Origin of the sequence: Nostoc sp. JL34, assembly GCF_017114945.1 — a bacterium.
Taxonomy (GTDB): domain Bacteria; phylum Cyanobacteriota; class Cyanobacteriia; order Cyanobacteriales; family Nostocaceae; genus Nostoc.
This window is the reverse complement of record NZ_JABXKQ010000131.1, coordinates 1-22952: the sequence shown is the minus strand read 5'-3', so window position 1 is coordinate 22952 and position 22952 is coordinate 1. Positions and strand designations below refer to the sequence as shown.

Below are 22952 nucleotides of genomic sequence, written 5' to 3'. Positions count from 1 at the left end.
CAGGAAAGGGAGAGTGATTCAAAATTCTCCCCCTTGCCTTTCTTAATACCTACTTTCTTTCTGGATGCGCTGCATCCTCTGGTGAAGGAGTACCTATCTGATTAATTGTGGCAATCATCTGATACAAGCGCCCCAAGTCGCGTTGATTGAAGTACAAAATGAGGCGGGGTAATCCAACAGTTTCATCTTGTGCTTCTTGAGGTAATGCCTGACTTTTTTCAATCCTTCCTTGAATAATAATGTCGCTAAAATCAGCATTGAGTTGCTCTACAAGAGCATCTGAGATATCTGTCTTCAGGCGGATAACTAACTTATCGCTTACATATCGACAGGAGTGATAAACCTGGTAAAAACGGGTGATAGCATCGCTTGCCACATCCAGATTATCTGTCACCGTGTAAAGGCTGGGGTCTTCAGGACTGACAAGACCATTTTGCACTAGTTGCTTATCAATGTATTCGCTCCAAGACCGCCAGTAATCACCACCAGGGCGATCGATTAAAATTAGAGGTACTGGGCCAAATTTACCAGTCTGGCTTAATGTCATGCATTCAAAAGCTTCATCTTGAGTGCCAAAACCTCCCGGAAACAATGCTATTGCATCACTTTCTTTAAGGAGAAACAGCTTGCGGGTAAAGAAATATTTGAAGTGAATTAGCTTGGGATCGCCCTCTATAAAGGGGTTTGCTTCCTGTTCAAAGGGTAACTGAATGTTTAATCCAAAAGAATTTTCTCGCCCAGCACCTTCATGACCCGCCTGCATGATCCCACCGCCACCGCCGGTCATCACCATAAATCCTAATTGAGAAACAGTGCGAGCAAACTCAAGGGCCATTTGGTACTCTGGTGTATCTGGTGCTAGACGAGCAGAACCGAAGATGGTGACTTTGCGAACATGCCGGTAATCATAAAAAAGCTGGAAACCGCGCTCCATATCTGCTAAAGCAGCCGACAATATTTTCCAATCGAGACGCTCAATTTCGGTATCAGCTAGACGAACAATAGTAGCAAGTGCTTGCTGAATAAATTGCCGATTTTTTAATGTCGGTAAACGAGCGATCAATTCAGCGATATCCGCCTGTAAAGACTCTAATGTGTCAAACGACGCAGATGAGGTCATGAGAACTGCCGCAACAATGGCACTATATTTTACGTGAACTACTCACACTCTAGCAAGCGGGCGATCGCCCTCTGATTTAGAGTTAGCATACTCAGAACTGGCTTTGAGATAGTATTGGTAATTACTCAAGCTGAGATCCCCATCTTTTGAGATTGGAACTCGAAAGTTGGTGTTCAAACCTACCAATTTTAAGGCTTTTAGCTCTAATTTCTTGTGGGGTGGGCGTCTCGCCATTAGTGTCAACTTAAGGTTAAAACCCATTTGTCAACGATAGGTTTTGTTAGGAACGAAGTATAAAGGTGAACTTTTTTCTGACTTTTATACGCAAGCTGGGAGTGATGCTAATAAACAAAGCATTAATAGTCCCTGAAAAAGTTCGTTTTTTGTCCCTTTCAAACCAAATTGTTAAGCATAAATACTTATTGACATAGGAAGTTTGAGCTTAACTTGACACTAATGGCAAGATGCCCACCCTACAAGATTGGATAATTTATTTGTTGGAAATCCCTAAATTATTCTCCCCTACTCCTTTGCTCCCGTCTCTTCTTAACTCAACCCCAACTGTTGTTTTACAGCAATTTTCAGGTAATTGAACCACAAAAAACGGTAAGCTAAATAGATAGTGATTGTCAAATTCAATGCCAGTATCTTACTCCAAAGATTTGCGTGGTCGTGTGATTGCCGCTTGGTTAGAGAAGGAAGGTTCGCAACGCCAACTGGCTCAAAGGTTTAAGGTCAGCTTGTCATTTGTACGCAACGTGGTACGTCATTATCGTAAAAGTGGACAAATTGAAGCAAAACAACGCGGGGGGTATCAAAAACCGATAATTCAGGATGAACATCTCAGCATGATCAAGTCTTTGGTGGAAGGTAAGAATGATTTGTTGCTAAGAGAATTATGCGATCGCTATGCAGAACGCACAGGGACTAGCGTAAGTATCACGACAATGCATCGTGCTGTAGAAAAATTAGGCTTACGTGTAAAAAAAAAGTCTTTATGCTAGTGAGCAAGATAGCCCACGAGTGCAAGAGCTAAGGCATGATTATCGACGAAGTTTAGATAAAATTGATGTCCGAAACCTTGTATTTATCGATGAAGCGGGATTACATTTATCAATGACACGGTTGTTCGCTAGAGCGGTAGATGGTGAAAGAGCAGTTGGTAGTATTCCTGGAAGTAAGGGTGGAAAAGTTTCTTTAGTAGGTGCTTTAAACCTTGATGGACTAGTTGCAGCAATGACTGTGTCAGGAAGTATAAAAATGTCAAGCATTTCTCACTTATGTCACTCAAGTCTTAGCACCTCAGTTGTGGAAAGGGGCTATTGTAGTCATGGATAACCTGAAAGTTCATCATGCCGAACGTGTAAGGGTTGCAATTGAGTCCGTCGGTGCAAAAGTAAAGTTTTTGCCCCCCTACTCTCCAGATTTATCTCCTATAGAATTATGTTGGTCGAAACTGAAGCAATTTCTCCGTTCCTGTGAAGCACGCACACTGGAATCACTCGACCAAGTAATGGCTCAAGCTGTCAATTACATTACCGAAGATGATGCCCTCGGTTGGTTCAACCACTGTGGTCTATTTACCTGAAAATTGCTGTAAGGCTTTTGGCACATTGATTGCTCAGCTAAAGATGTCTTGTAGCGCTTCATTACCCAGTTTTTCTTTAGCTTTTTCAATTAAGGCTTTTGCTGGGGTTGATGAGTGTAGGAAGAATGACAAACCGCCGAGGCGCAGAGGGCAATGGAGGAAAAGAAAAGGCGATCGCATTATCCTAATAATTAGACTTTGCTGGTTTTAAATTCATCATTCAAGCTGAGATATGCATCGTTCGAGTTCGGAACTCGAACGATGCTGTTGAGAACTTGACTTTTCCCTTTCCCGTCATCTCACTTCAACCCCAGTTCTTCTTTCAACGCCTCTGGTACATTAACTGCTGTCTCTAATCCCCGCACATCTTCCCACTGCTGCTTTTTACCCCAGTTCATTTCTTGGAGATTGGCGTCGCTGAGGTCTGCACCACCGAGAATGGCGTAAGTGAGGTTGCTATGGCTGAGATCCGCACCATTAAGGATAGCACCACTGAGGTTACTGCCACTGAGGTTAGCACTGTTAAGGTTGGCATAGCTGAGGTCTGTGCCGAAGAGGATAGCGTCGGTGAGGTCAGCACCACTAAGGTCGGCGTCGTTGAGAATCACGCCACTGAGGTCGGCTTCGTTGAGAATCACCCGACTCAGGTCTACACCACTGAGGTCAGCACCTAAAAACATTGCACCGTTAAGTCTGGCATTGTTGAGTTTGGCACCGTTAAGTTTGGCGTAGCTGAGGTCTGCGGCGACGAGGATGGCATCACTTAGATTGGTACTGAAAAGAATTGTGTCACTAAGGTTAGTACCATTGAGAATGGCATGACTCAAGTCAGCACCGCTGAGGTCAGCGCGGCAAAGGTCGGCATGACTGAGGCTGACACTACTGAGGTTGGCTTCACTTAGATTCGCACCGAAAAGAATGGCGTTGCTGAGGTCAGCATGGCTAAGGTTGGTGCTGCTGAGGTCGGCGCGATTCAGGTCGGCGCGATTCAGGTCGGCGCGGCTGAGGTTAGTACTGCTGAGGTCGGCGCGGTTCAGGTCGGCGCGACTAAGGTTGGCACAGCTAAGGTTAGCACCGCTGAGGTTGGTGCTACCGAGGTCGGCACCGCTGAGGTTAGCACCGCTGAGGTTAGCACCGCTGAGGTTGGCATCGCCAAGGTTGGCACCGCTAAGGTTGGCACCACTGAAGTTTACGCCAGTTAAGTTGGCATCGCCGAGATAAGCTTGGCCCAGATCAGCACCGCTAAAGTCTGCCCCGGTAAGGTTGGCATCGCCGAGGTAAGCACTCCGAAAGTTGCCGCCTTTGAGGAATTGCCCAACTATACTGCTAAAATTGCCAATTTCCAGGGCATCACTATAGTTGATAATCCGCAGCAGTTGGGATGTGAAAAAATTGTCTGTATCTGGTTGGGCAGATGGATAGAAGGTGATTTTTTGTTTGAGTTCATCTCGCTCTTGGGCGTAGCGGTGTAACTCTAATAGTAAAATCAGGACGTTCAGCCCTGTATATATGTCTACCTGTCTCAACCCGATCGCAATATTTTGTGCCGCTAGCTTTAACCTTGTTTTCTGAGGCAGGTTATCATCTGGTGTTCCATCGATAAATTCTCCCTGACACCAGCGATAATAAAAATCTTCTAGCCGCCAGAAAAGCAATTCTAGGCGAATTTTTTGACTAGTCACAACCAATTCCATTACTTGGTTGACTATTTCTGGTTTCAGCGCCCCATTGCCCAGTAAATCATAAATTTCTTCATGCATCTGGCGATCGCACACTCTAAAGGATAACCCAGAAGGTAAAGTGCCCGATGTCTGATCGTCTATCTTAAAAGTCAAACTGCTCTTTGGTATTGTCCATTTTTCTAAGCTCTTTTGTAGCCTTGGAGAGTATAAATATTCCTGCAAATTATCTTGAGCAAATTCAACGCTTTTATCTAGTTCTTTAATACTTTTTCCTAGAGGTAAAACTGCTTCGGTTTCTGGCGATGTGGTCTTTGGCATCTCTTCCAACCTTGTACCCCTCACATAATTTCTCAGCAGCTGCCAGACTTGAGATAAATATGTTGACATTTTTGTGTCCGTTGTTACATTTAAATTACTGTTTTTGATAATCCTAAATTAAAAATTTTTCTATGCTAGTTTTCTGTTCATTGCCAAAAATAAATAGTATAAATAAATACTATATAAAAAAATCATGAGTTGGTGATATCTACGCTGGTCACTGAGCTTTGTCGTACCCTTCCGGGGAAGCAAGCTATGCGTAGCGTCTCTTAAAGAAGTGCGGGCTACTTCTTGTGCATTTGCCACGGCTTTGCTGGAGGACGGCTTTTAATTAACCTCTAGTAGCCTTAAGCCTCTTCTGGTGATGTAAATAAAGTGTTAGGTGAAAAATTCTTTCAAAAATCAAGTAATTTCCATGTTTTGACTAATTTGTTGTACTTTTTTACCAATAAATTTACTAGTCTGATGTAAAAATAATGCTTACTGTTTGTGAAAGACACAATTATTAGGAAAAATCCTACACTAAAACAACGTAACAAACCTGAAAAATGGTAACTAAAATTGAAGTCAAACAATTTTAGATTGACCCTAACCACAAGGTACTTGGCTCAGTGATTTTAGATTGACGATATTGAGTCAGACGCTACGCACAGTCGCTAACGCTTCTCTACGAGATGCTGCGCGAACTCTATCGAGCGTTACGAGCGGATGCTTGGATTTGTTTCACCCACAAGGGGAAGGCACTGCGATGGAAAGGTTTCTCGGCATAAAGGAGCCAGCCGCGTGGGCGGGTCTCCTGACTTGAGCGGACTGGTATCAAATGCCATTGGGGCATCTACCAAAAAAACTTTTTTAATCAAAAATCCAAAATCTCAAATTGGCACGAGCAAAAGTTTGCTGCTTAATATAAAGCAGCTAAGAGAATCGCCAGAAGGCAGGCTGTATAGCTTGGCAAAAGTTAAAAATTAACTACTGAATAGTTATCGGGGAATGAATGCGATGAACAGATTAACCTTTTATATGATTTTGTTACATAGTTTGTTTTTAGGAATAGCAACAGCTAACGCCAAGTCACCCTCTGTTAACAGAGTTGATACAGAGTTATCAGCCAACCATCGGGTTGTAGAAGGCGTAGTTACAGCTAGCAGTGGAGAGCAATCCAATAGTCAGTTCAAGGCAGAAACTTCTTCAACCCAAATCTCAGCCTTATCGCCAAAGAATATTAATATTACCCATAAACAGAGGCTCCCGTCAGGGCAAGTTTGGGTAGTTAATCAAAATAAATACGTACAGCCTCAACCATTTATTTGGGTAGTAAAAGACCTTAAAAAAGTAGAACAGCAACCATTTTTGCAAGTTGCAAAACCCTCAGAAAAACCGAATGCAAAGCCTAATCCTAGTGCTAAACCAGCAAAGGAAGATTTAGAACCATTTAACGAAGTAATCAAAGACACCCAAAACTCAGGGGGATTATTCACCCTTTATCGTAATAAAGAAAAGAATAAAATTTATCTAGAAATTAAGCCAGAGCAACTTAATAAAAATTACTTAGCTACGGCAACCCTGGAATCGGGCATTGGCGAACGGGGTATTTACAGCGGTATGCCTCTGCAAGATTTTTTGTTTTATTTCCAACGGGTGGATGATAAACTACATTTTGTGATCCGCAATGTGAATTTTCGCACTCGTGAGGGAGATCCTCAAGTGCGATCGCTAGCCCGGTCTTTTAGTGACTCTGTTCTTTACACCATTTCCATTAAAAGCATTCATCCACAACGCAAAACTCTTCTCATCGATTTGGGCGATTTGTTACTCACAGACTTGGCGGGATTATCTGCAAGTTTAGGAGTCCCCGCAACCACTGACCAATCTTATTTTGGTACTGCTAAAGCCTTTCCCCAAAACTTAGAAGTCGAGTCAGTTTTGAATTACTCTGGTAGCGTTGACCGCGATAGTGAATTGGCAAGTTTTGCATCGCTAGCTGATAACCGTGGTTTTACCCTGCGCGTCCACTATAGTCTCTCCCAACTACCCGACCAAGATTATCGACCGCGCCTTGCTGACGATCGCATCGGCTATTTCATCACTGCCTACCAAGATTTATCCAAAGACGACGATCGCGGCGATTCTTTTGTCCGCTACATAAATCGCTGGCATTTAGAAAAAGAAGACCCGAAAGCAGTTATTTCTCGTCCCAAAAAACCGATTGTCTTCTGGATTGATAACGCTGTACCCTTAGAGTATCGCGATGCCATGAAAGAAGGCGTTCTCATGTGGAACAAAGCCTTTCTCAAAGCTGGATTCAAGGATGCAATTGAAGTCCGCCAAATGCCAGATGACGCCACATGGGACCCAGCAGATATTCGTTACAATACGATTCGCTGGATTAACACAGTAGATGGTTATTTTGCAATGGGGCCATCCCGTGTTAATCCATTGACAGGAGAAATTTTAGATGCAGACATTCTCGTAGATGCTAGCTTTGTGCGGGCACTCAAGAATGAGTATCGCAAAATCGTTCAACCCAGCCAAACAGAAAATCGCACCACTTTATCAGCTTTGATGCAAAATCGTCTTCTTTGCGCCAATGGTTTAGATGCGAAAAATAATGGTGTGCCCCAGAAGACGCAAGGGCAACAGGGGTTATTGAGTCGTTTATCGAAAATGGCAGGTGAGTACGATTTATGCTACGGGATGGAAGCCGCTAACCAGTTTGCCTTTGGTTCCTTGGCGATGTCACTGCTGCCAGATACTATAGCCACTCCAGATCAGGTGAAAGCATATATCAATCAATATTTACGTTTAATCATCGCTCACGAAGTTGGACATACTCTTGGTTTACGTCATAATTTCCGTGGTAGTACTCTGCTATCACCAGAGGAAATGAATAATACGGAAATTACCAAAACTAAAGGTCTGACAGCTTCCGTAATGGACTATATTCCTCCAAATATTGCTCCTCAAGGGACAAAACAGGGAGATTATTTTCCTAGTATGGTGGGGCCTTATGATGAATGGGCGATTAAGTATGGCTACACAACAATTCAGACATCAACTCCTCTAGCGGAAAAGCCAATTTTGGAGGAAATTGCTGCACAATCCTACAAGCCAGAGTTGAGTTATTCTACAGATGAAGATGTATATGACCTTGACCCAACGGCTGATGCTTGGGATAATAGCGGTAATGTGCTGCTTTATTCTCAGTGGCAGTTGAATAATTCGCGGGTGATGTGGGAACGTCTCGATAAGCGTTACCCAATGGCTGGCGATAGTTACAGCGATGTGAGCGAACGCTTTAGTACAGTATTGGGTAACTATTTCCAGCAAATATATTACACCACAAAATATATTGGGGGACAATCTTTCTATCGCATTCACCCCAGCGAACTACCTGCCGAGAAAGGCTCTGGAGTCCGCCAACACCGTTTACCATTTGAACCAGTACCAGTTGAAGAACAACGCCAAGCTTTAGAAACGCTACAAAAATATGTATTTGCAGAAGATGCCCTCAGTTTTTCCCCAGAACTACTGAATAAATTAGCACCTTCCCGTTGGCGACATTGGGGTAGTTCTCCGCAAGTTGGCCGTTTGGATTTTCCCATTCATGACTTGGTACTACTCATGCAGGGTTCTGTGTTGCGGGATTTACTCTCAGGCGATCGCCTCTCTCGTCTCAAGGATATTGAACTCAAAACTCCTGAAGGAAAAGCACTGACTCTACCAGAATTATTTGACACTTTGCAGTCAGGTATTTGGACGGAAGTTATCAAACCAAAAGGTAAACTAATGAAGATTACCAGTTTGCGGCGAGGCTTGCAGCGGCAATATCTGGACATTTTAACTGGTATGGTATTGCGAAAAGAATATGTTCCAGAAGATGCTCGAACTCTCGCTTGGTATAAACTCAAACAACTGGATGAGAAACTGAAGGGAGTTAATTCAGATGATGAATACACCAAAGCGCACTTACTAGAAACGCGCGATCGCATCGAGAAAGTCTTGAATGCGCCGTTGCAAGGGAATTAAAAAGGGAGTAGGAAGTGGGGGAATAATTTTTAAATTGTATCTCCCTCTCCCTTCTCTGTTTCCATCACCACTTTGGCAAAATATATTTAGAATGCTCATACAGGCTGAGAAAATAGTTTATGTCAGCTAGAGATAAATTTCACAATGTTGTGAAATCGGCATTACAAAAGGAGGGGTGGCGAATTACTCATGATCCCTTGCTAATTCGCATAGAAAATATTACCGATATGTATATTGATATCAAGTCCGGTTAATTACTTATGATTACCGCATCCGTGCAAAAGTCAGGAAAACCTCTTTCTCCCTGCCCCCTGCCCCCTGCACCCCTGCGGTCTAAATGATAAGTCTTTACCCGAACATGATATGACTTGGGAGCAGAGAGAATTATTGCCGCAGAAAGAGAGGGACAAATAATAGCGGTTGAAGTTAAAAGTTTCCTCGGTACTTCAACTATTTCTGAATTTCATACCGCGGTGGGACAGTTTATTAATTATCGATATGCTTTCTTAAGAGATAGATTCTGAGCGAGTTTTGTATTTAGCAGTGCCCTTAAACACTTATAACGATTTTTTAAATAAACCATTTATTAAAACTATTATCCAGCGTAGTCAAATCAATCTAATAGTTTATGATGTGGAAACGGAGGAAATTAGCCGATGGCAGATTTAGATAAATATCGAAAGTGTATTCGTCAATTACTTACAGAATATGCTCAACGCGCCTCCTCTAATAATGAAATTGAAGCTCAAACAATTTTTGACGGAGAACAAGATCATTACCAACTGATATATATTGGTTGGCAAAATAGACGTAGGGTTTTCGGCCCTGTGATGCATTTTGATATCAAAAACGGTAAAATTTGGATTCAGTGGAATGGTACAGAAGAGGATGTAGGTGAGCAACTTACGGCGATGGGAGTACCAAAAAACGATATTGTAGTTGGATTTCAGCCACCCTACATCCGGCAGTATACAGACTATGCTATGAGTTAAAGAGAAATCAAGACTGAAAATGACAGTATGTATACTAAGCGCAGATCATTCGTTCCACGTGTGTTTTAGCGTTGAGAAACTGTACGCAGTACACATCTGGATTACTCAATTTTTCCCATTCAGCATAACCAATGCGGTCATCAAAATGCTTCAGGATCAACGCCATTAAATTGCCATGCGTGACGATCGCAACTTTACTTACTTCTTGCTGCAATACTTCATCAATTACAGCGATTCCACGCGCCATAGCATCACGACTTGACTCACCACCATCTAGATATAAATCGAGATTGGTAAATGATTCAGCCAATCGCTCACGCCAATTAGCAAGCGGTGTTGCACACAAAACGCGCTCAGTAAGTCGGTTATCAATCTCGATTGAAAGACCCAGACGTTTAGCGAGGGGAGCGATTGATTGATATGCTCTAATAAATGGACTAGAAATAACCCGCTCGATCCCAAAATCAAATAATAAATCAGTCAGAGCGATCGCTTGAAGATGACCCTCTGATGTAAGAGGCGCATTAGGTTCTTGTCCAACTGCTTGGCAATGTCGCACAATATACAGGGTTTTTAGCATTAAATTTCTGTAGAAAAAACTCAAAATGAGGCAGCAGACGAGAAAGTTTCCTCCTGCTACCCCTGCTTTCTCCTAACTACTCAATGCCTTTAAGAACCGTTGCAAACTCTTAAACACGCTCGGCTTTCTCGCAGGTGCAGCGTCTGTTGTTGTTTGCGGTTGTCCTTTCATCAGGATGAGATCCAACTCATCACCCGATGGTTTTGTGGGTAATTCGGCAATTCTTTGATATTCGCCTCCGGTTTCCAGCCAAACTTCCCACTGTCCTGGGTAGCAGCGACATAAGGCACTTTGATCGTCTACAGGGCGGAGATAATAGGCGGATTCAATGGTACTGATGAAACGATCGCGGATTTTTCTAGCTGTATAACCAATGCCTACAGTTCCAGAATCTTCTAAGCGTGGATTTAACAAAACTAAAGGGCGATCGCCTATTACTTCACACAACTTTTCCAACTGCGGTACTTCTACGGCAGTGGGGGCAATGAATAAGAAAATTTCATCTTCTGGCTGAATTTTTGTTTGCAAGGATGCAGCCCTACCCGTACCAATATCCAAAATTTGAAATGGTGCATCAGCCCAATCGCGGCGGGCTAGGGCCGCAGCACCAGCGTCAGCAAAGAAAATCTTCAAACGGGAATCATATTCTGTAAACGCCGGCAGAAATTGTTCCGCTACCGGCATAAACTTCAGTTCTGGGAACAGGAACTCAACTTGTAAGCGAGTACAGCCATCTGCAAGGGCAGCTTGAACGGCTACACGAGATTGGGCGATCGCATCTTCAAGACTATTTGGAAGTTCACTCATAATCTGTATAGTGCTGTAGTGTCTACTCCCATTGTTTCAGTATTGGCTCTTAATTAGGACTTACGCAGAGGAGATCGCTCAACTGCTTTTTAAAGCAGCGCTGTTCTATTCGATCTCTGAGGGATTTTGTCAACTGTATGGGTGAGAAATTTACTTAATTATGCGATCGCTTGCTCGACCTAGGTTAAAAAATATTTTATACCAGTATAATATCTGATTTTTATAACTTTAGTTATATTTCTATTGATTATCAATAGGTTCAACTGGAGTCTTTTCTCATCAAGTATGAATTATAAATCATAAAATCTTTCAACTGAACTCAGTCGCTAGCAGGAGGAGATTTAGCACAATATTTTTTACACTGTTAAATAAACCTTATAAACAACTTGGTAACAGCGTATGCCTCTTCACAAACTTGAACATTTTGACCAAAACTATCAAGATACTTTTGGCGGAGACGACATTAAAGCGCTGGATGTTTATACTGAGGGAGGAGAAAGGATTGGTTCAGTGGCTGATGTTTTAGTTGATGACGATGGTCGTTTCCGGTATTTAATTATTGATACAAGCTTAGATTTTGTTAGCAAGAAAATATTACTGCCGATTGGTCTTTCCCGGATCAATTATCCAGAAAGACGCGTTTATGTTGATGGATTAAGCAGACAGCAAGTAGAAAATTTACCCGATCACAAAGAAGATGCGCTCATTGATAATGATTACGAAGAAAATGTCCGTAGTGTATTTCGTTCTTCAACCAGCGGTGTGACTTATGATCGCGACACATACAATTACCAGAAAGATCCAGATTTATACGGTTTGAATGAGCAATCTCATCAAACTTTTAAACTCTATGAAGAACGATTGATCGCCAACAAACATCGCGTCAAAACCGGAGAAGTAACGCTTGGTAAGCACATTGAAACAGAAATAGCGCACGTTACAATCCCTATTCAAAAAGAACGAGTTCTGATTGAGCGAGTTGTGCCAACAGAAGCAGGAAAAGTTGTAGATCCCAATGAACTGAAGTTTCAAGAAGGGGAAGTAGCCCGCATAGAAGTGTACGAAGAAACGCCTGAGATATATAAAGAAGCCTTTGTGCGTGAAGAAGTCCGGGTCAAGAAAGTAGTAGAACGGGACATTGTGGAAGCACAAGACACCATTCGTCGCGAAGAGTTAGATGTTGATACTGCGGGTAATTTACATGTGCAAGCAAATGATATCACTACACATGAAACTATCTAATTAGCTGGTTAATAATTTTGTTTGGTAGATTTATCTGAAATAATCAGACAGGCAAAGTTAATTTTTATCTCTGCCTGTATTTTTTTATTCAATAACAATATTCCCAACTTGTTTAATAAGTCGGGAATCTCAAGCTTAAATGAATTTACATCTTGCTCAATCATGTAGAGATGTGATATTTTTCAATGAGTATTTTAATATATTCGGCAAATTTCATGCACCAAGGGTAAACATATTTTTACAATAGAAAGTGAGATGCCCCCAGTTTCGCGTCTCTAATTCAGCTATTTTGTTTTATCTGCCCTAAATAAAAAATATCTATAACTTTGGATTGTTGAACTCTGGAAATAATTCATTCGGTAGAAGGAGGTACACAAATAAATAAATGTCTAGTTTAGTTATTAGGAAATGAAGAAAAATTTTTTGAGGTTAAATATAATGGTTCTTTACAAATTAGAAGATTTTGAGCCTAATTACCGCGATACATTTGAAGGTCACGATATTAAAGGGCTTGGAGTTTATGCACAAGGCACTGATGAAAAAATTGGCACTGTCAGCGATGTTTTAGTTGATGATGAAGGTCATTTTCGCTATCTAGTCGTTGATTTAGGATTCTGGATTTTTGGTAAGAAAGTATTGCTACCACTTGGTCGGGCCCGTATCGACTATAACGTTGATCGCGTCTACACAGTTGGCTTGACTAGAGAGCAAGCAGAAGATTTACCTGAGTTCGATGAACGTCAAACCCTTGATTATGACTATGAAGAACGGGTGCGTGGTGTATATCGCCAACCCACAAACTACACCCCTCCTATAGAAGCTTCAGCGCCATTAGATGCTTCAGCAGCACTAGACCCTTTAGCACCAGCACCATTGGGTACAACGCCCGCTTACGCCCGTGATAACTACACTTACGAACGTGAACCTTCTTTATACGGGTTAAATGAGCAAGATCATCAAACTCTGAGATTGTATGAAGAACGGCTGATTGCCAGTAAACGCCGCCAAAAAACCGGAGAAGTAACGATTGGCAAGCATGTTGAGACTGATACTGCACGGGTTGCAGTCCCGATTGAAAGAGAGCGAGTTGTGATTGAACGGGTAACTCCAGCAGATGCGGGTACTGCCGCTTCCGGGCGTGAAGCAGACTTCCGTGAAGGTGAAGTTGCTCGCATAGAAATCCATGAAGAAACTCCTGATGTTCGCAAAGAAGCATTTTTGCGTGAAGAAGTCAGAGTTAGAAAAGTGGTAGATCAAGAGACAGTTGAAACTCAAGAAACCGTGCGTCGTGAAGAGTTAGATGTGAATTCTGGTAATCTTCCAATTGAAGAACGCTAACTAAATATAGTCATTAGCTGATAACTAATGACTAATAATTAATTCGACACAGTGCAGGTGAGGCTGTTGAATTAGCTTTACCTGTGCTTGCAATAGCTGATACCAGTTAAGATTTTGAATCGCGAATATTGCTTCTGAGATGGGTTGGATAAATGCATCTGTCGCAAACATTTTTCTAAATGGTATCTAGATAATTAATACATTTAATCTAGCTAAGTAGAAAGCAGTTCATAAATTTTGCATATGAATAGCCAACTGATGGCAAGAAAGATTGGACAGGCAAACGGAAACTCTCGCACTAGCACCTCACTGGCAGATTTAAGAAGTAAGGTGAACAATTTTACTGTGTTCGATAAGCAAGGTAAGCTAGTAGGAGTAGTTCATGATTTAATTGTGGATGCTAATCGTCGGCTAAACTTAGTTATATCTAATCAGCCGAATCAAGAAGCTGGAGAATATGGTCAGCTATTAGCCGATAAACATCCTTCTTTATTTCAGTTACAGAGCCAAAGAATAAAAAAAATCGACAAGCCGACTAAATCTGTTTTCATAGACTTAAACAAATCAGAAATAGAGTATATGCCTGAATATTTAGAAACAGAAACACCAGGCGAACCCACACTATCAGAAAACTCAACTAAGCAACTAGTAAATCATCAAACTACAAATAGCTCAGTTGAGCCAGTAAATTTAGAACAGGCTACCGAAGAACAGATTATTCGTCTACTACAAGAACGACTAGTTGTTGAAACCAGTAAGCGTAAAGTTGGTGAGGTGATTGTTCGCAAAGTAATCGAAACCCGGATGGTACAAGTTCCTGTCCGGCGTGAAAAACTGATTGTGGAACAAATTAGTCCAGAACACAAACAACTCGCAGAAATTGATTTAGGACAAGAGGAAATTGCTGGCATTGACTTGACCGAAGTAGAAAAACTTGAATTTACACGTTTTGACGGCGGTTTAACGGTAAGCGGTGAATTTAGCTCGCCTAAAATTGCTAGTTTATTGCTGAATGCGATCGCACTAGAGCAAAATCACGGATGTAAGCAGGTGCGAGTGAGCATTGCTGTTGAAGATGAGTCACACCAGAAAAAATACCAGGAGTGGTTTGACCGCTGTTCTAAAGGTGAATCACTAAAGCCAAAAAAATAAGTTTCTAGCAGATAAATTAGTAGGGTGGGCATTGCTCACCCTATTTTTTTGCTGATTTAAGAAAAGAAAGTTTAAATTCTTGTTCCCCACTGCCTAATTGTCTAGAGTGAATGTCTCTAAAGCAACTTAATTTACAATACTAAGCAGTTGCCGTTCTTTTGGCTACTTGCAATGAGATTTCGACTGAAGAGACTTTCACGGAAGAAACGACAGCATCTGATCCCACCGATTCAGATTCAAGTTCGAGATGGAAAATTTGAGATTATGGGTATGGGTGTATGGCATTCCTACTGGCGCGATCCCTACCATTTACTGCTAACGATTCCCTGGACTGGTTTTCTGATCTTGATTTGTACTTTTTATGTAACTATTAATGCTCTATTTGCCCTAGCTTACTTGATAGGAGGAGATTGTATTGCCAACGCCCGACCTGGCTCTTTTTTAGATGTCTTCTTCTTTAGCGTCCAAACCCTAGCATCTATCGGCTATGGGGCAATGTATCCTAAAACAACTTACGCCAACATTATTGTCACCATTGAAGCAATGATCGGTTTGGTGGGAATTGCTGTGATGACGGGACTAGCCTTTGCTCGATTCTCCCGACCCACAGCCCGTGTACTCTTTAGTCGTGTAGCAGTAATTACATCTCATGAGGCAATGCCGACTCTCATATTTCGCAGCGCTAATCAGCGTCGCAATATGATTTTGGAGGCGCAGATGCGAGTCTACTTGATGCGCGATGAAGTAACCCTAGAAGGACAGTTCATGCGTCGGTTCTACGATCTCAAACTACTGAGGAACCAAACACCTAGCTTCACATTAAGCTGGTCAGTGATGCATGTCATTGATGAGTTTAGTCCTCTATATGGGATGACCCCAGAATCGTTAATTCAGACAAATACTATGGTGATTGTCTCTTTGAGTGGCATTGATGAAACGGTTGCCCAGGTTGTTCATGCCCGTCATAGCTATAGTGCTAATGAGATTTTGTGGAACAATCAATTTGTCGATATCTTTCACCACACACCGGATGGACATCGTTACATTGATTACAACCGCTTCCACGATGTTTTACCTTTAGAGTAAACTACCCACACTGACCTGAAGGTATAGTATGGGCTGGAGCAATGATGCATTTTAGACTTACGTCGGCAAATTAGTTAAAGGAGTTGAAATACCTGAAGTTTACTCGGAAGTCTGATTGAGTGGTGGTTGTAACGGTTTAACGACAACCCGACCATTTTCAACAACAGTGCAACTTTTAACCGTGCTCTTGCTGTGGTTAACTGGCACATCCTGGCACTGGTTTTTTTGGGAGATATTTTGCTCTTGTTGTTGGTTGAGGACGACAACACAACAGGCGCAGGAGGCAAAGGACATATAAAACATTTTGATCTCTATATATATTATCGCCCTACTGTTGCTGTTTGGCTGAAAAATTTGCTACCTATGTATTTTGATTATTGAGGACAATAAGTAGGGATTGCACAGCTCGAAATTTAATTCAGTGCTGACTATTGCGTATATGCGAAACTATGGATGTAAGTACTTGCTTTCTTGTGCTTGTAGCTTGTTTGATATATCTAAACCAATTAAATAGGAAAGCGGTTATAGATCCCGCCCCGCTTTCCTCCCTGCTCAAACTTCTTTGGGCACGGTTAGACAGTGGGTTTTTCTAATGAAAAAATTTTTGAGATATCTGGGTTTAGGTTTGCTATCTACCTTTTTGACCGCTACTCCCGGATTGGGAGCCGAGCGCATTAGCTTTTATTATCCTCCCTTCGGCGAATTTTCCTTATCTGTGGACTCGCTGGAAACTTTTGCGAAAGAAGGCAAAATCGATCAAGATTTTTCATTTTATGCTAGTCGTGCTACCCCTGAACAACTCGCTCAACTGCGGGATCTACTCCAGAAAAGGTTTAATGTCACTCCTACATTATTATCTCAAGTTACCTACTCACCTATAGGTGAGCAGCTGGTGCAACAATTGGGAAAATTACTTCTCACTGAGTCTCGAAAGAATGGCTTCTATGCCATACGTGCCTCTTTGATTTTGGCTGCTGCCGATCAACAGGGTTTAACGGTTGTGAATTTGCTGCGGAAATTTCCTAGCAATACTATACGGGTGAATTTCACAGAGGGGTTAAGGATAGTCGATGACTTGTCGCAATTGATCAAAAAAAAGGATGAAGTTTTTGCCTCTCTTCAAAAAGAAGCGATCGCTCAAGCAGCCACTTCAACCGTTGATTTCTCCCAACAGCAAGATTTGCGATCGCCAGGAAAATTCACCTGGCAGAAAAAAACCTTCGAGTTAAATGACATTTCTCGCGATCGCCGTCTACCTGTGGATGTCTATTTACCTACAACTCAAAACTCACAACTCACAACTCAGAATTCTCTGTCCCCTCCCTTTCCCCTGATTGTAATTTCTCATGGCATCGCCTCAGACCGCTCTACCTTTGTCTATCTGGCTGAACATCTAGCATCCTATGGTTTTGCTGTTGCTGTACTGGAACACCCTGGTAGTAATGCTCAACGCTTTCAGCAATATTTTGCGGGTTTGGCAGGGCCGCCAGATGCAGCAGAATTTATCAACCGACCTTTAGATATTAAGTATCTACTCAATGAACTCCAGCGTCTAGAAAAATCTGATCCCACCCTCCAGGGAAAACTCAATTTTCAGCAAGTTGGGGCGATCGGTCAGTCCTTTGGTGGTTATACTGTTTTGACTCTAGCAGGAGCAAAGATTAACTTTGAGCAACTGCGTCAAGACTGTAATCCCAATAATTCATCCTTTAATTTGTCACTTTTTTTGCAGTGTCAAGCAACTGACTTACCCCCAAAGAATTACGAATTCAAAGACGATCGCATCAAGGCGATTATTGCGATTAATCCCATTGATAGCTCAATTTTGGGTGAAGGCGGAGTCAGTCAAATTAAAATTCCTGTCATGCTGGTAGCAGGTAGTCAAGATATTTTCGCCCCACCCGTATCTGAGCAAATTCGCCCCTTTACCTGGCTTTCTGACTCCAATAAGTACCTCGCTTTAATCGAAAACGCTACCCACTTTTCAGCGATCGCTGAACCTACTTCTCAAAACGATGTATTACCTGTGCCACCTGCCTTGCTGGGCCCCGATCGTGCTGCTGTTTATTCCTATCTCAACGCCTTGAGTGTAGCTTTTTTGGAAACCCATCTCCTTAATCGCCCTGAATACCGCTCCTATTTACAGCCTTCCTACGCCACATTCATCAGTAAAGAGCCTCTGAATCTCAGTCTTTTACAATCGTTATCGGTAGATCAATTCAATAAAATCTGGAATGGCTCGATTCCTCAGTCAGTCAAACCATCAAATCTTCAACCTACCCCTACCCGACCTTAGTTATAGTAGTTTTCAACACACACCTGCACTTTGCTAATAAGAGCAATCTTATTTGATTTGTGAAGATTGAAAGCTTTAGACCCCGACTTCTTAGAGAAGTCGGGGTTATTGTATAAGTCAGTTGGTGCTAAGATTTTAAGCTCTCTTAAGAAATGTAAATGTAGGGACAGTGCGTTGCGGAGCTTTCCCTACACTTAAATTTCTATTTATTCATATATAGCAATCCTAAATGAGTTGTGAAAATTCTCGGTGTCCAGATCCCCGACTTCTCAAAGAAGTCGGGGATCTAACTTTTGACGAATGATTTAGAATTACTATAGATTAAATTTTTATCGTCAACTTATTTACACCGGGCAAGTCTCAAGCATTTCTTTGATAAACTCAAAGCTAAACCCAAACGATTTACCATTTATCCTAAAGTTTTAGCAGATAGATATGCTGTTGTAATTTGCATTAAGAATAATAACTGAAAACCTGAAACCTGATCCCCCTAATTCCCTTAAAAAAACGGCTTTTAATATCTCTCCCTTTTTAAGAGGGTTTGGGGATCTCTTCTATTTTTTTAAAAAATAGAAATTAAAGTTTTTGATTTCAAGTAAATCAGTAAATATACTGCCGCAAGTCTGCAAGCTAGCTGAAATACCTAAGTATTGTACCCATAAGCCAAAACGCTAGATGTCTTTTTTGTTTCTAAACTATGAATCAGATATAGCAATTTCCCAAAATAGAGGTTGTTTGTCAGGAAATTCAGATATTTGTACTCAGGTATTCATAAAAACTTATTTAATAAAATCTTTTCTATATATATGCTTGTCGTTAAGAGGTATTAAGAAATCCTTATTAAAGAATATTGCAATCCCTTGATTTAATTGCTAACGTGTGTATGACAACGATGCTGATGAACGCTCGGATCTAGGAGAAATAAAATCTATGAGCTATACCCATTCAGCCAAGTGTGTTAGGGTTTGACAGGTTAAAAATGAGAAATTTCTGCCTCGTATAGACAATTATGAGTGATTGCAGATTAACCAAGAAATATCTCGTTGCTAAAGACTTAGTTTCAGTTTGATTTCAATTGCGATTAATTATTTGTCTTACCTTGTGCCGACAAGCGAGTAGCTCAAGATTTGAGTTTATCGGCAATAACGAAGAGTTTGGTAAGACTTAAATTTTGGAGGATAAAATCAATGGAGATTCAAGGTAAAGTTGCCTTAATTACAGGGGCTTCTCGTGGGATTGGACGAGCGATCGCTCTCGAACTAGCGCAACAAGGCATCAAGCGGCTGATATTAGTAGCACGCGATCGCCAAAAGTTAGTCGAGGTAGCTAACGAAATCGAGGCGATGGGCACAGAAACTGCGATCGTGGCATTAGATTTGACACAGACAATTGAAATAAATATCGCTGTAGCCCAACTGTGGCGCAATTTCGGACAGATTCACCTGCTGGTTAATTGTGCAGGAGTCGCCTACCAAAGTTCGTTTTTGCAATCTAAAATGCCCCAAGTTCAAGAAGAACTCTCTGTGAACTTGTTAGGGATGTACAACCTCACTAGTCTGATCGCTCGACGCATGGCTAGCCAAAGACAAGGGACAATTGTCAATGTATCAAGCCTGATGGGGAAAGTCGCTGCACCGACGATGGCGACTTACTCAGCTACCAAGTTTGCCATCATCGGATTTACCCAAGCCTTGCGGCGGGAACTAGCTGAACACAATATTCGAGTGATTGCATTACTGCCTTCCCTCACAGATACAGACATGGTGCGCGACTTAAAATTATTTCGCTGGGTGATCCCCATGACTCCTCAGCAAGTGGCTAAAGCACTCGTCACCGGAATGCAAAATGATTCACCAGAAATTCTAGTCGGATGGCAAAGTCATTTAGCCGTGTTGTGTCAACGCCTTGCTCCTTGGTTGCTAGAGCTAATTTTACGAATAGCGACTCCGCCAGCGCCAACAAAACAACAGCCTGCTGAAAAACTGAAAACGCTGATCCCGAAACTGAGTTTTTTAACGAGAATCCATCGTTTCGGTGATTTGTTCTTGTCAAGAACATGAGTCCTAAATTTTTAGGGGCGATCGCGCTTTCTGTTCTGGGGTCAATTGCTTTTACCTTTAGGCTAAAAACAGCAGTACCCGACCAAATTAACTAGATTAACTGCAATCAGCAATCCTTACACAACCCAACTCAATCAGCTTCTAATTCCAGATATCGGCAATCTGTATGGACTAACTATATTTTACCAAAAAGGCTGATCCCTGCCGATCATAGATTTCTGACTAAAATCTGGCGTATTAGCAGACGGTAAACAAACTTTATCAATAAATAGAACACAAAGATGCGAATATCTGGGTAGACTGCACCGATGATTACTAGACTTGCCTGAGTTCGCAGTTACTGAAAATCACCAAATTAAAAATGTTATGGCTCAGGATATTTATTGGATCTGTACTGAGTCAGGTGCTATTAGATACTCGTGCAAATTTTATAAATACAACTTATTTCGGAGCAACTAGAAATGCTATCCTTCCCCACAACCCTGACTCCTTTGCCCGAAATCATTGATGGCTTACCGAATATTTCTGGTTGGGAAACAGAGATTCTCTCTGTAGTTAACCAGGAACAACCAGTATTTTTACCAACTACGAATATCCGCTTAGAAGACGTAAATGCTGTATTTGCGATCGCCTTACACATGCACCAGCCAACTATACCCGCTGGACATGGTGGTACACTCATCAGCAATCTGCAATATATGTTTGAGCATCCCAACGAAGGGGATAACCACAATGCAGATCCTTTTGCCCATTGTTACAGCCGCATGGGAGACTTGATCCCCGAACTTGTAAATCAAGGTTGCAATCCGCGTGTGATGTTGGATTACTCTGGTAATCTTCTGTGGGGACTCAGGCAAATGGGACGCGGTGATGTTCTTGATAATCTTAAACGCATCACTTGCGATCCAACCTATCAACCTTATGTAGAGTGGTTGGGTACAATGTGGAGTCATGCAGTGATTCCTTCCACACCCATAGCAGATATTAAATTGCAGATCATCGCATGGCAACATCACTTTGCGGCAATTTTTGGCTGGGAAGCACTAGCGCGAGTTAAAGGATTTTCGCCCCCAGAAATGCATCTACCAAATCACCCTGATGCTCTATTTGAATTTGTGAAAGCGCTGAAAGAATGTGGATATCGCTGGCTACTTGTTCAAGAACATTCTGTAGAAACAATTAGTGGTCAATCTCTCACTCACAAACATTTACCACATCGTCTGATTGCCCGTAATTCTCAAGGTGAAACAATTAGCATCACAGCCTTAATTAAAACCCAAGGTTCGGATACTAAATTAGTCGCACAAATGCAGCCTTATTATGAAGCTAAAACCTTATCGAAACAACAAATAGGTAGTGTGTTTGTACCACCGATAGTTAGCCAAATTGGAGATGGTGAAAATGGTGGCGTGATGATGAATGAATTTCCTAGCGCTTTTAAACAAGCTTGGTGGGATATGGTAAATAACGGCGGAGGAAAATCAGGTGTAGTCGGGATATGTGGTACAGAATATTTAGAATTAATAGAAGCAGCAGGATGTAAACCTGAAGATTATCCAACTTGCCAACCAGTAGGACAACATCAGATTTGGGAGCGAGTTTCACCAGATAATAGTCAACCGGAAGCTGTAGAGAATGCCATTCAAGAATTAAAGCAAATAAACTCTAATTTTCACATGGATGGAGCCTCGTGGACAAATCATATCAGTTGGGTAAAAGGATATGAAAATGTGTTGTCTCCCATGTATAAATTAAGCAGTTTATTTCATCAAAAGATTGATCCATTACTGCAAACTGACTCAGCAGAACCTATTACTAGACAATCTCAATACCGTAACCTTCTCCTACATAACCTTTTGCTGCAAACTAGTTGTTTTCGTTATTGGGGACAAGGCGCTTGGACTGATTACGCACGCGAAATTTATCAACGTGGCGAAAGCTTGCTACAAACGACTGCGAGATTATAGAGAATTGGTATAGCGCTTCTCTGTTGAGTTGAATACACACCTAACTCCCAGCCCCATTCTTGTAAGAAAGAGGGTTGGGGGTTATATTTATTGAGAACAAGCTGTGGAAATACGCATTAAAACTTTAATCAAGTTCGTATCTCACTTCTTCATTTTTAATTCGCAACAAACGCAGTCCTCTATGTCATCTGCTGGCGAAGTTCTTTGGCACGTTGTACTTTAACTAAATCTACTTTGTATCCGATTAGAATATTGCGAGTTCCCTCATTTTTTTGTGGATAGCAAAATCGATCGCACTTGGCGAATTAGAGGTGTGCTTGCTTGGCATATGATGTGATCGCACTTGTAAGATAATTGGGGTACAATCAGATATTTTGTAATTCAAATTAGCTACTTACCAAATTGCCTTCCGTCAAGGTTGAGGTGAAAGTAAAGGCTTAATAATAAATTTTAACATTTTATTTATTTGACTAGATATGAGTTTTTAAGTTTTTAAATTAACCAAGTATCTTTAAAAGGAAGTATAAATAGGAAGTATAAATTAAATATTAACTTATTATGTTATGGCTAACGTTTTTATAAGCTATCGACAAATTGATACCGAGCCAGCTGAAAAACTTGCCTCAGAACTTGCCCATACTGGCAGGGTTAGCGCGTCTCAAAGCCTATTGACAATAGGACTTGCCTGATATAGCAAT

Annotated in this window: 20 protein-coding genes and 1 pseudogene; 14 read left to right on the top strand and 7 right to left on the bottom strand. The window is 41.6% G+C overall.

The features are described 5' to 3' along the window. Nucleotides 1-49: 49 nt before the first annotated feature. Together HWQ44_RS23445 and HWQ44_RS23440 are read right to left on the bottom strand one after the other, a co-directional pair. Nucleotides 50-1120, bottom strand: a complete 1071-nt coding sequence (locus HWQ44_RS23445) for an LOG family protein (protein ID WP_292723727.1) — start codon at nucleotides 1118-1120, stop codon at nucleotides 50-52. A gap of 42 nt (nucleotides 1121-1162) precedes the next feature. Then, entirely contained in the window at nucleotides 1163-1354 is a 192-nt protein-coding gene (locus HWQ44_RS23440; protein WP_292723724.1) for a hypothetical protein, read from the bottom strand. 404 nt (nucleotides 1355-1758) lie between these two features. Between HWQ44_RS23440 and HWQ44_RS23435 the strand changes: the two genes are divergently transcribed. The 3 genes from HWQ44_RS23435 to HWQ44_RS23425 are packed head-to-tail and all read left to right on the top strand — an operon-like array spanning nucleotide 1759 to nucleotide 2708. Continuing rightward, nucleotides 1759-2124 (top strand): helix-turn-helix domain-containing protein, encoded by a 366-nt coding sequence (locus HWQ44_RS23435; protein ID WP_292723721.1) that lies wholly within the window; start codon nucleotides 1759-1761, stop codon nucleotides 2122-2124. Nucleotides 2125-2143: 19 nt separating this feature from the next. Continuing rightward, nucleotides 2144-2458: a hypothetical protein gene (locus HWQ44_RS23430; RefSeq protein WP_292723837.1), complete on the top strand. Its 315-nt coding sequence runs from the start codon at nucleotides 2144-2146 to the stop codon at nucleotides 2456-2458. Continuing rightward, nucleotides 2427-2708: a transposase gene (locus HWQ44_RS23425; RefSeq protein ID WP_292723719.1), complete on the top strand. Its 282-nt coding sequence runs from the start codon at nucleotides 2427-2429 to the stop codon at nucleotides 2706-2708. The genes HWQ44_RS23430 and HWQ44_RS23425 overlap by 32 nt, the downstream gene beginning before the upstream one ends. Nucleotides 2709-3007: 299 nt before the next feature. Here the strand turns inward: HWQ44_RS23425 and HWQ44_RS23420 are convergent, their stop codons facing one another. Continuing rightward, a complete protein-coding gene (locus HWQ44_RS23420; protein WP_292723716.1) occupies nucleotides 3008-4777 on the bottom strand; it encodes a pentapeptide repeat-containing protein in 1770 nt (589 codons plus the stop codon). Between the two features lie 930 nt (nucleotides 4778-5707). Here HWQ44_RS23420 and HWQ44_RS23415 point away from each other — a divergent pair. The 4 genes and pseudogenes from HWQ44_RS23415 (at nucleotide 5708) to HWQ44_RS23400 (ending at nucleotide 9726) form a co-directional block, all read left to right on the top strand. Further along, the gene (locus HWQ44_RS23415; RefSeq protein ID WP_292723713.1) at nucleotides 5708-8734 is read left to right on the top strand and encodes a zinc-dependent metalloprotease; all 3027 of its coding nucleotides are present in this window, start codon (nucleotides 5708-5710) and stop codon (nucleotides 8732-8734) included. Between the two features lie 119 nt (nucleotides 8735-8853). Continuing rightward, nucleotides 8854-9258, top strand: a pseudogene (locus tag HWQ44_RS33640) (element excision factor XisH family protein). 19 nt (nucleotides 9259-9277) lie between these two features. Continuing rightward, on the top strand, nucleotides 9278-9403 hold the full coding sequence (locus HWQ44_RS33635; RefSeq protein WP_334727168.1) for an element excision factor XisH family protein: 126 nt from the start codon (nucleotides 9278-9280) through the stop codon (nucleotides 9401-9403). Then, nucleotides 9391-9726, top strand: a complete 336-nt coding sequence (locus tag HWQ44_RS23400; protein ID WP_292723707.1) for a XisI protein — start codon at nucleotides 9391-9393, stop codon at nucleotides 9724-9726. Before HWQ44_RS33635 ends, HWQ44_RS23400 begins: the two co-directional genes overlap by 13 nt. 34 nt (nucleotides 9727-9760) lie before the next feature. On the opposite strand, the gene HWQ44_RS23395 is transcribed toward HWQ44_RS23400, so the two are convergent. Both HWQ44_RS23395 and HWQ44_RS23390 read right to left on the bottom strand, forming a co-directional pair. Beyond that, nucleotides 9761-10306: a histidine phosphatase family protein gene (locus tag HWQ44_RS23395; protein ID WP_292723705.1), complete on the bottom strand. Its 546-nt coding sequence runs from the start codon at nucleotides 10304-10306 to the stop codon at nucleotides 9761-9763. 72 nt (nucleotides 10307-10378) lie between these two features. Next, the gene (locus HWQ44_RS23390; protein ID WP_292723703.1) at nucleotides 10379-11113 is read right to left on the bottom strand and encodes a DUF1995 family protein; all 735 of its coding nucleotides are present in this window, start codon (nucleotides 11111-11113) and stop codon (nucleotides 10379-10381) included. A 399-nt stretch (nucleotides 11114-11512) separates the two neighbouring features. Here HWQ44_RS23390 and HWQ44_RS23385 point away from each other — a divergent pair, with 399 nt between their 5' ends. After that, a complete protein-coding gene (locus tag HWQ44_RS23385; RefSeq protein ID WP_292723701.1) occupies nucleotides 11513-12355 on the top strand; it encodes a DUF2382 domain-containing protein in 843 nt (280 codons plus the stop codon). Nucleotides 12356-12793: 438 nt separating this feature from the next. Then, nucleotides 12794-13693, top strand: coding sequence for a DUF2382 domain-containing protein (locus tag HWQ44_RS23380; protein ID WP_292723697.1), 900 nt, complete (start codon nucleotides 12794-12796; stop codon nucleotides 13691-13693). A 24-nt stretch (nucleotides 13694-13717) separates the two neighbouring features. On the opposite strand, the gene HWQ44_RS23375 is transcribed toward HWQ44_RS23380, so the two are convergent. Then, nucleotides 13718-13864: a hypothetical protein gene (locus tag HWQ44_RS23375; protein ID WP_292723695.1), complete on the bottom strand. Its 147-nt coding sequence runs from the start codon at nucleotides 13862-13864 to the stop codon at nucleotides 13718-13720. Nucleotides 13865-13951: 87 nt separating this feature from the next. Here HWQ44_RS23375 and HWQ44_RS23370 point away from each other — a divergent pair, with 87 nt between their 5' ends. Continuing rightward, nucleotides 13952-14845, top strand: a complete 894-nt coding sequence (locus HWQ44_RS23370) for a DUF2382 domain-containing protein (RefSeq protein WP_292723693.1) — start codon at nucleotides 13952-13954, stop codon at nucleotides 14843-14845. Between the two features lie 171 nt (nucleotides 14846-15016). Continuing rightward, nucleotides 15017-15931: an ion channel gene (locus HWQ44_RS23365; RefSeq protein WP_292723691.1), complete on the top strand. Its 915-nt coding sequence runs from the start codon at nucleotides 15017-15019 to the stop codon at nucleotides 15929-15931. 99 nt (nucleotides 15932-16030) lie between these two features. Here HWQ44_RS23365 and HWQ44_RS23360 read toward each other — a convergent pair whose 3' ends face one another. Continuing rightward, the gene (locus HWQ44_RS23360; RefSeq protein ID WP_292723688.1) at nucleotides 16031-16225 is read right to left on the bottom strand and encodes a hypothetical protein; all 195 of its coding nucleotides are present in this window, start codon (nucleotides 16223-16225) and stop codon (nucleotides 16031-16033) included. A 298-nt stretch (nucleotides 16226-16523) separates the two neighbouring features. Here HWQ44_RS23360 and HWQ44_RS23355 point away from each other — a divergent pair, with 298 nt between their 5' ends. The 3 genes from HWQ44_RS23355 to HWQ44_RS23345 all read left to right on the top strand — a co-directional run bounded on the left by HWQ44_RS23355 (nucleotide 16524) and on the right by HWQ44_RS23345 (nucleotide 22254). Further along, complete coding sequence (locus HWQ44_RS23355) at nucleotides 16524-18227, top strand: alpha/beta hydrolase (protein ID WP_292723685.1); 1704 nt, start codon at nucleotides 16524-16526, stop codon at nucleotides 18225-18227. A gap of 1187 nt (nucleotides 18228-19414) precedes the next feature. Then, nucleotides 19415-20287, top strand: coding sequence for an SDR family NAD(P)-dependent oxidoreductase (locus HWQ44_RS23350; protein ID WP_292723682.1), 873 nt, complete (start codon nucleotides 19415-19417; stop codon nucleotides 20285-20287). Between the two features lie 461 nt (nucleotides 20288-20748). Then, complete coding sequence (locus tag HWQ44_RS23345) at nucleotides 20749-22254, top strand: glycosyl hydrolase family 57 (RefSeq protein ID WP_292723680.1); 1506 nt, start codon at nucleotides 20749-20751, stop codon at nucleotides 22252-22254. Nucleotides 22255-22952: the final 698 nt, after the last annotated feature.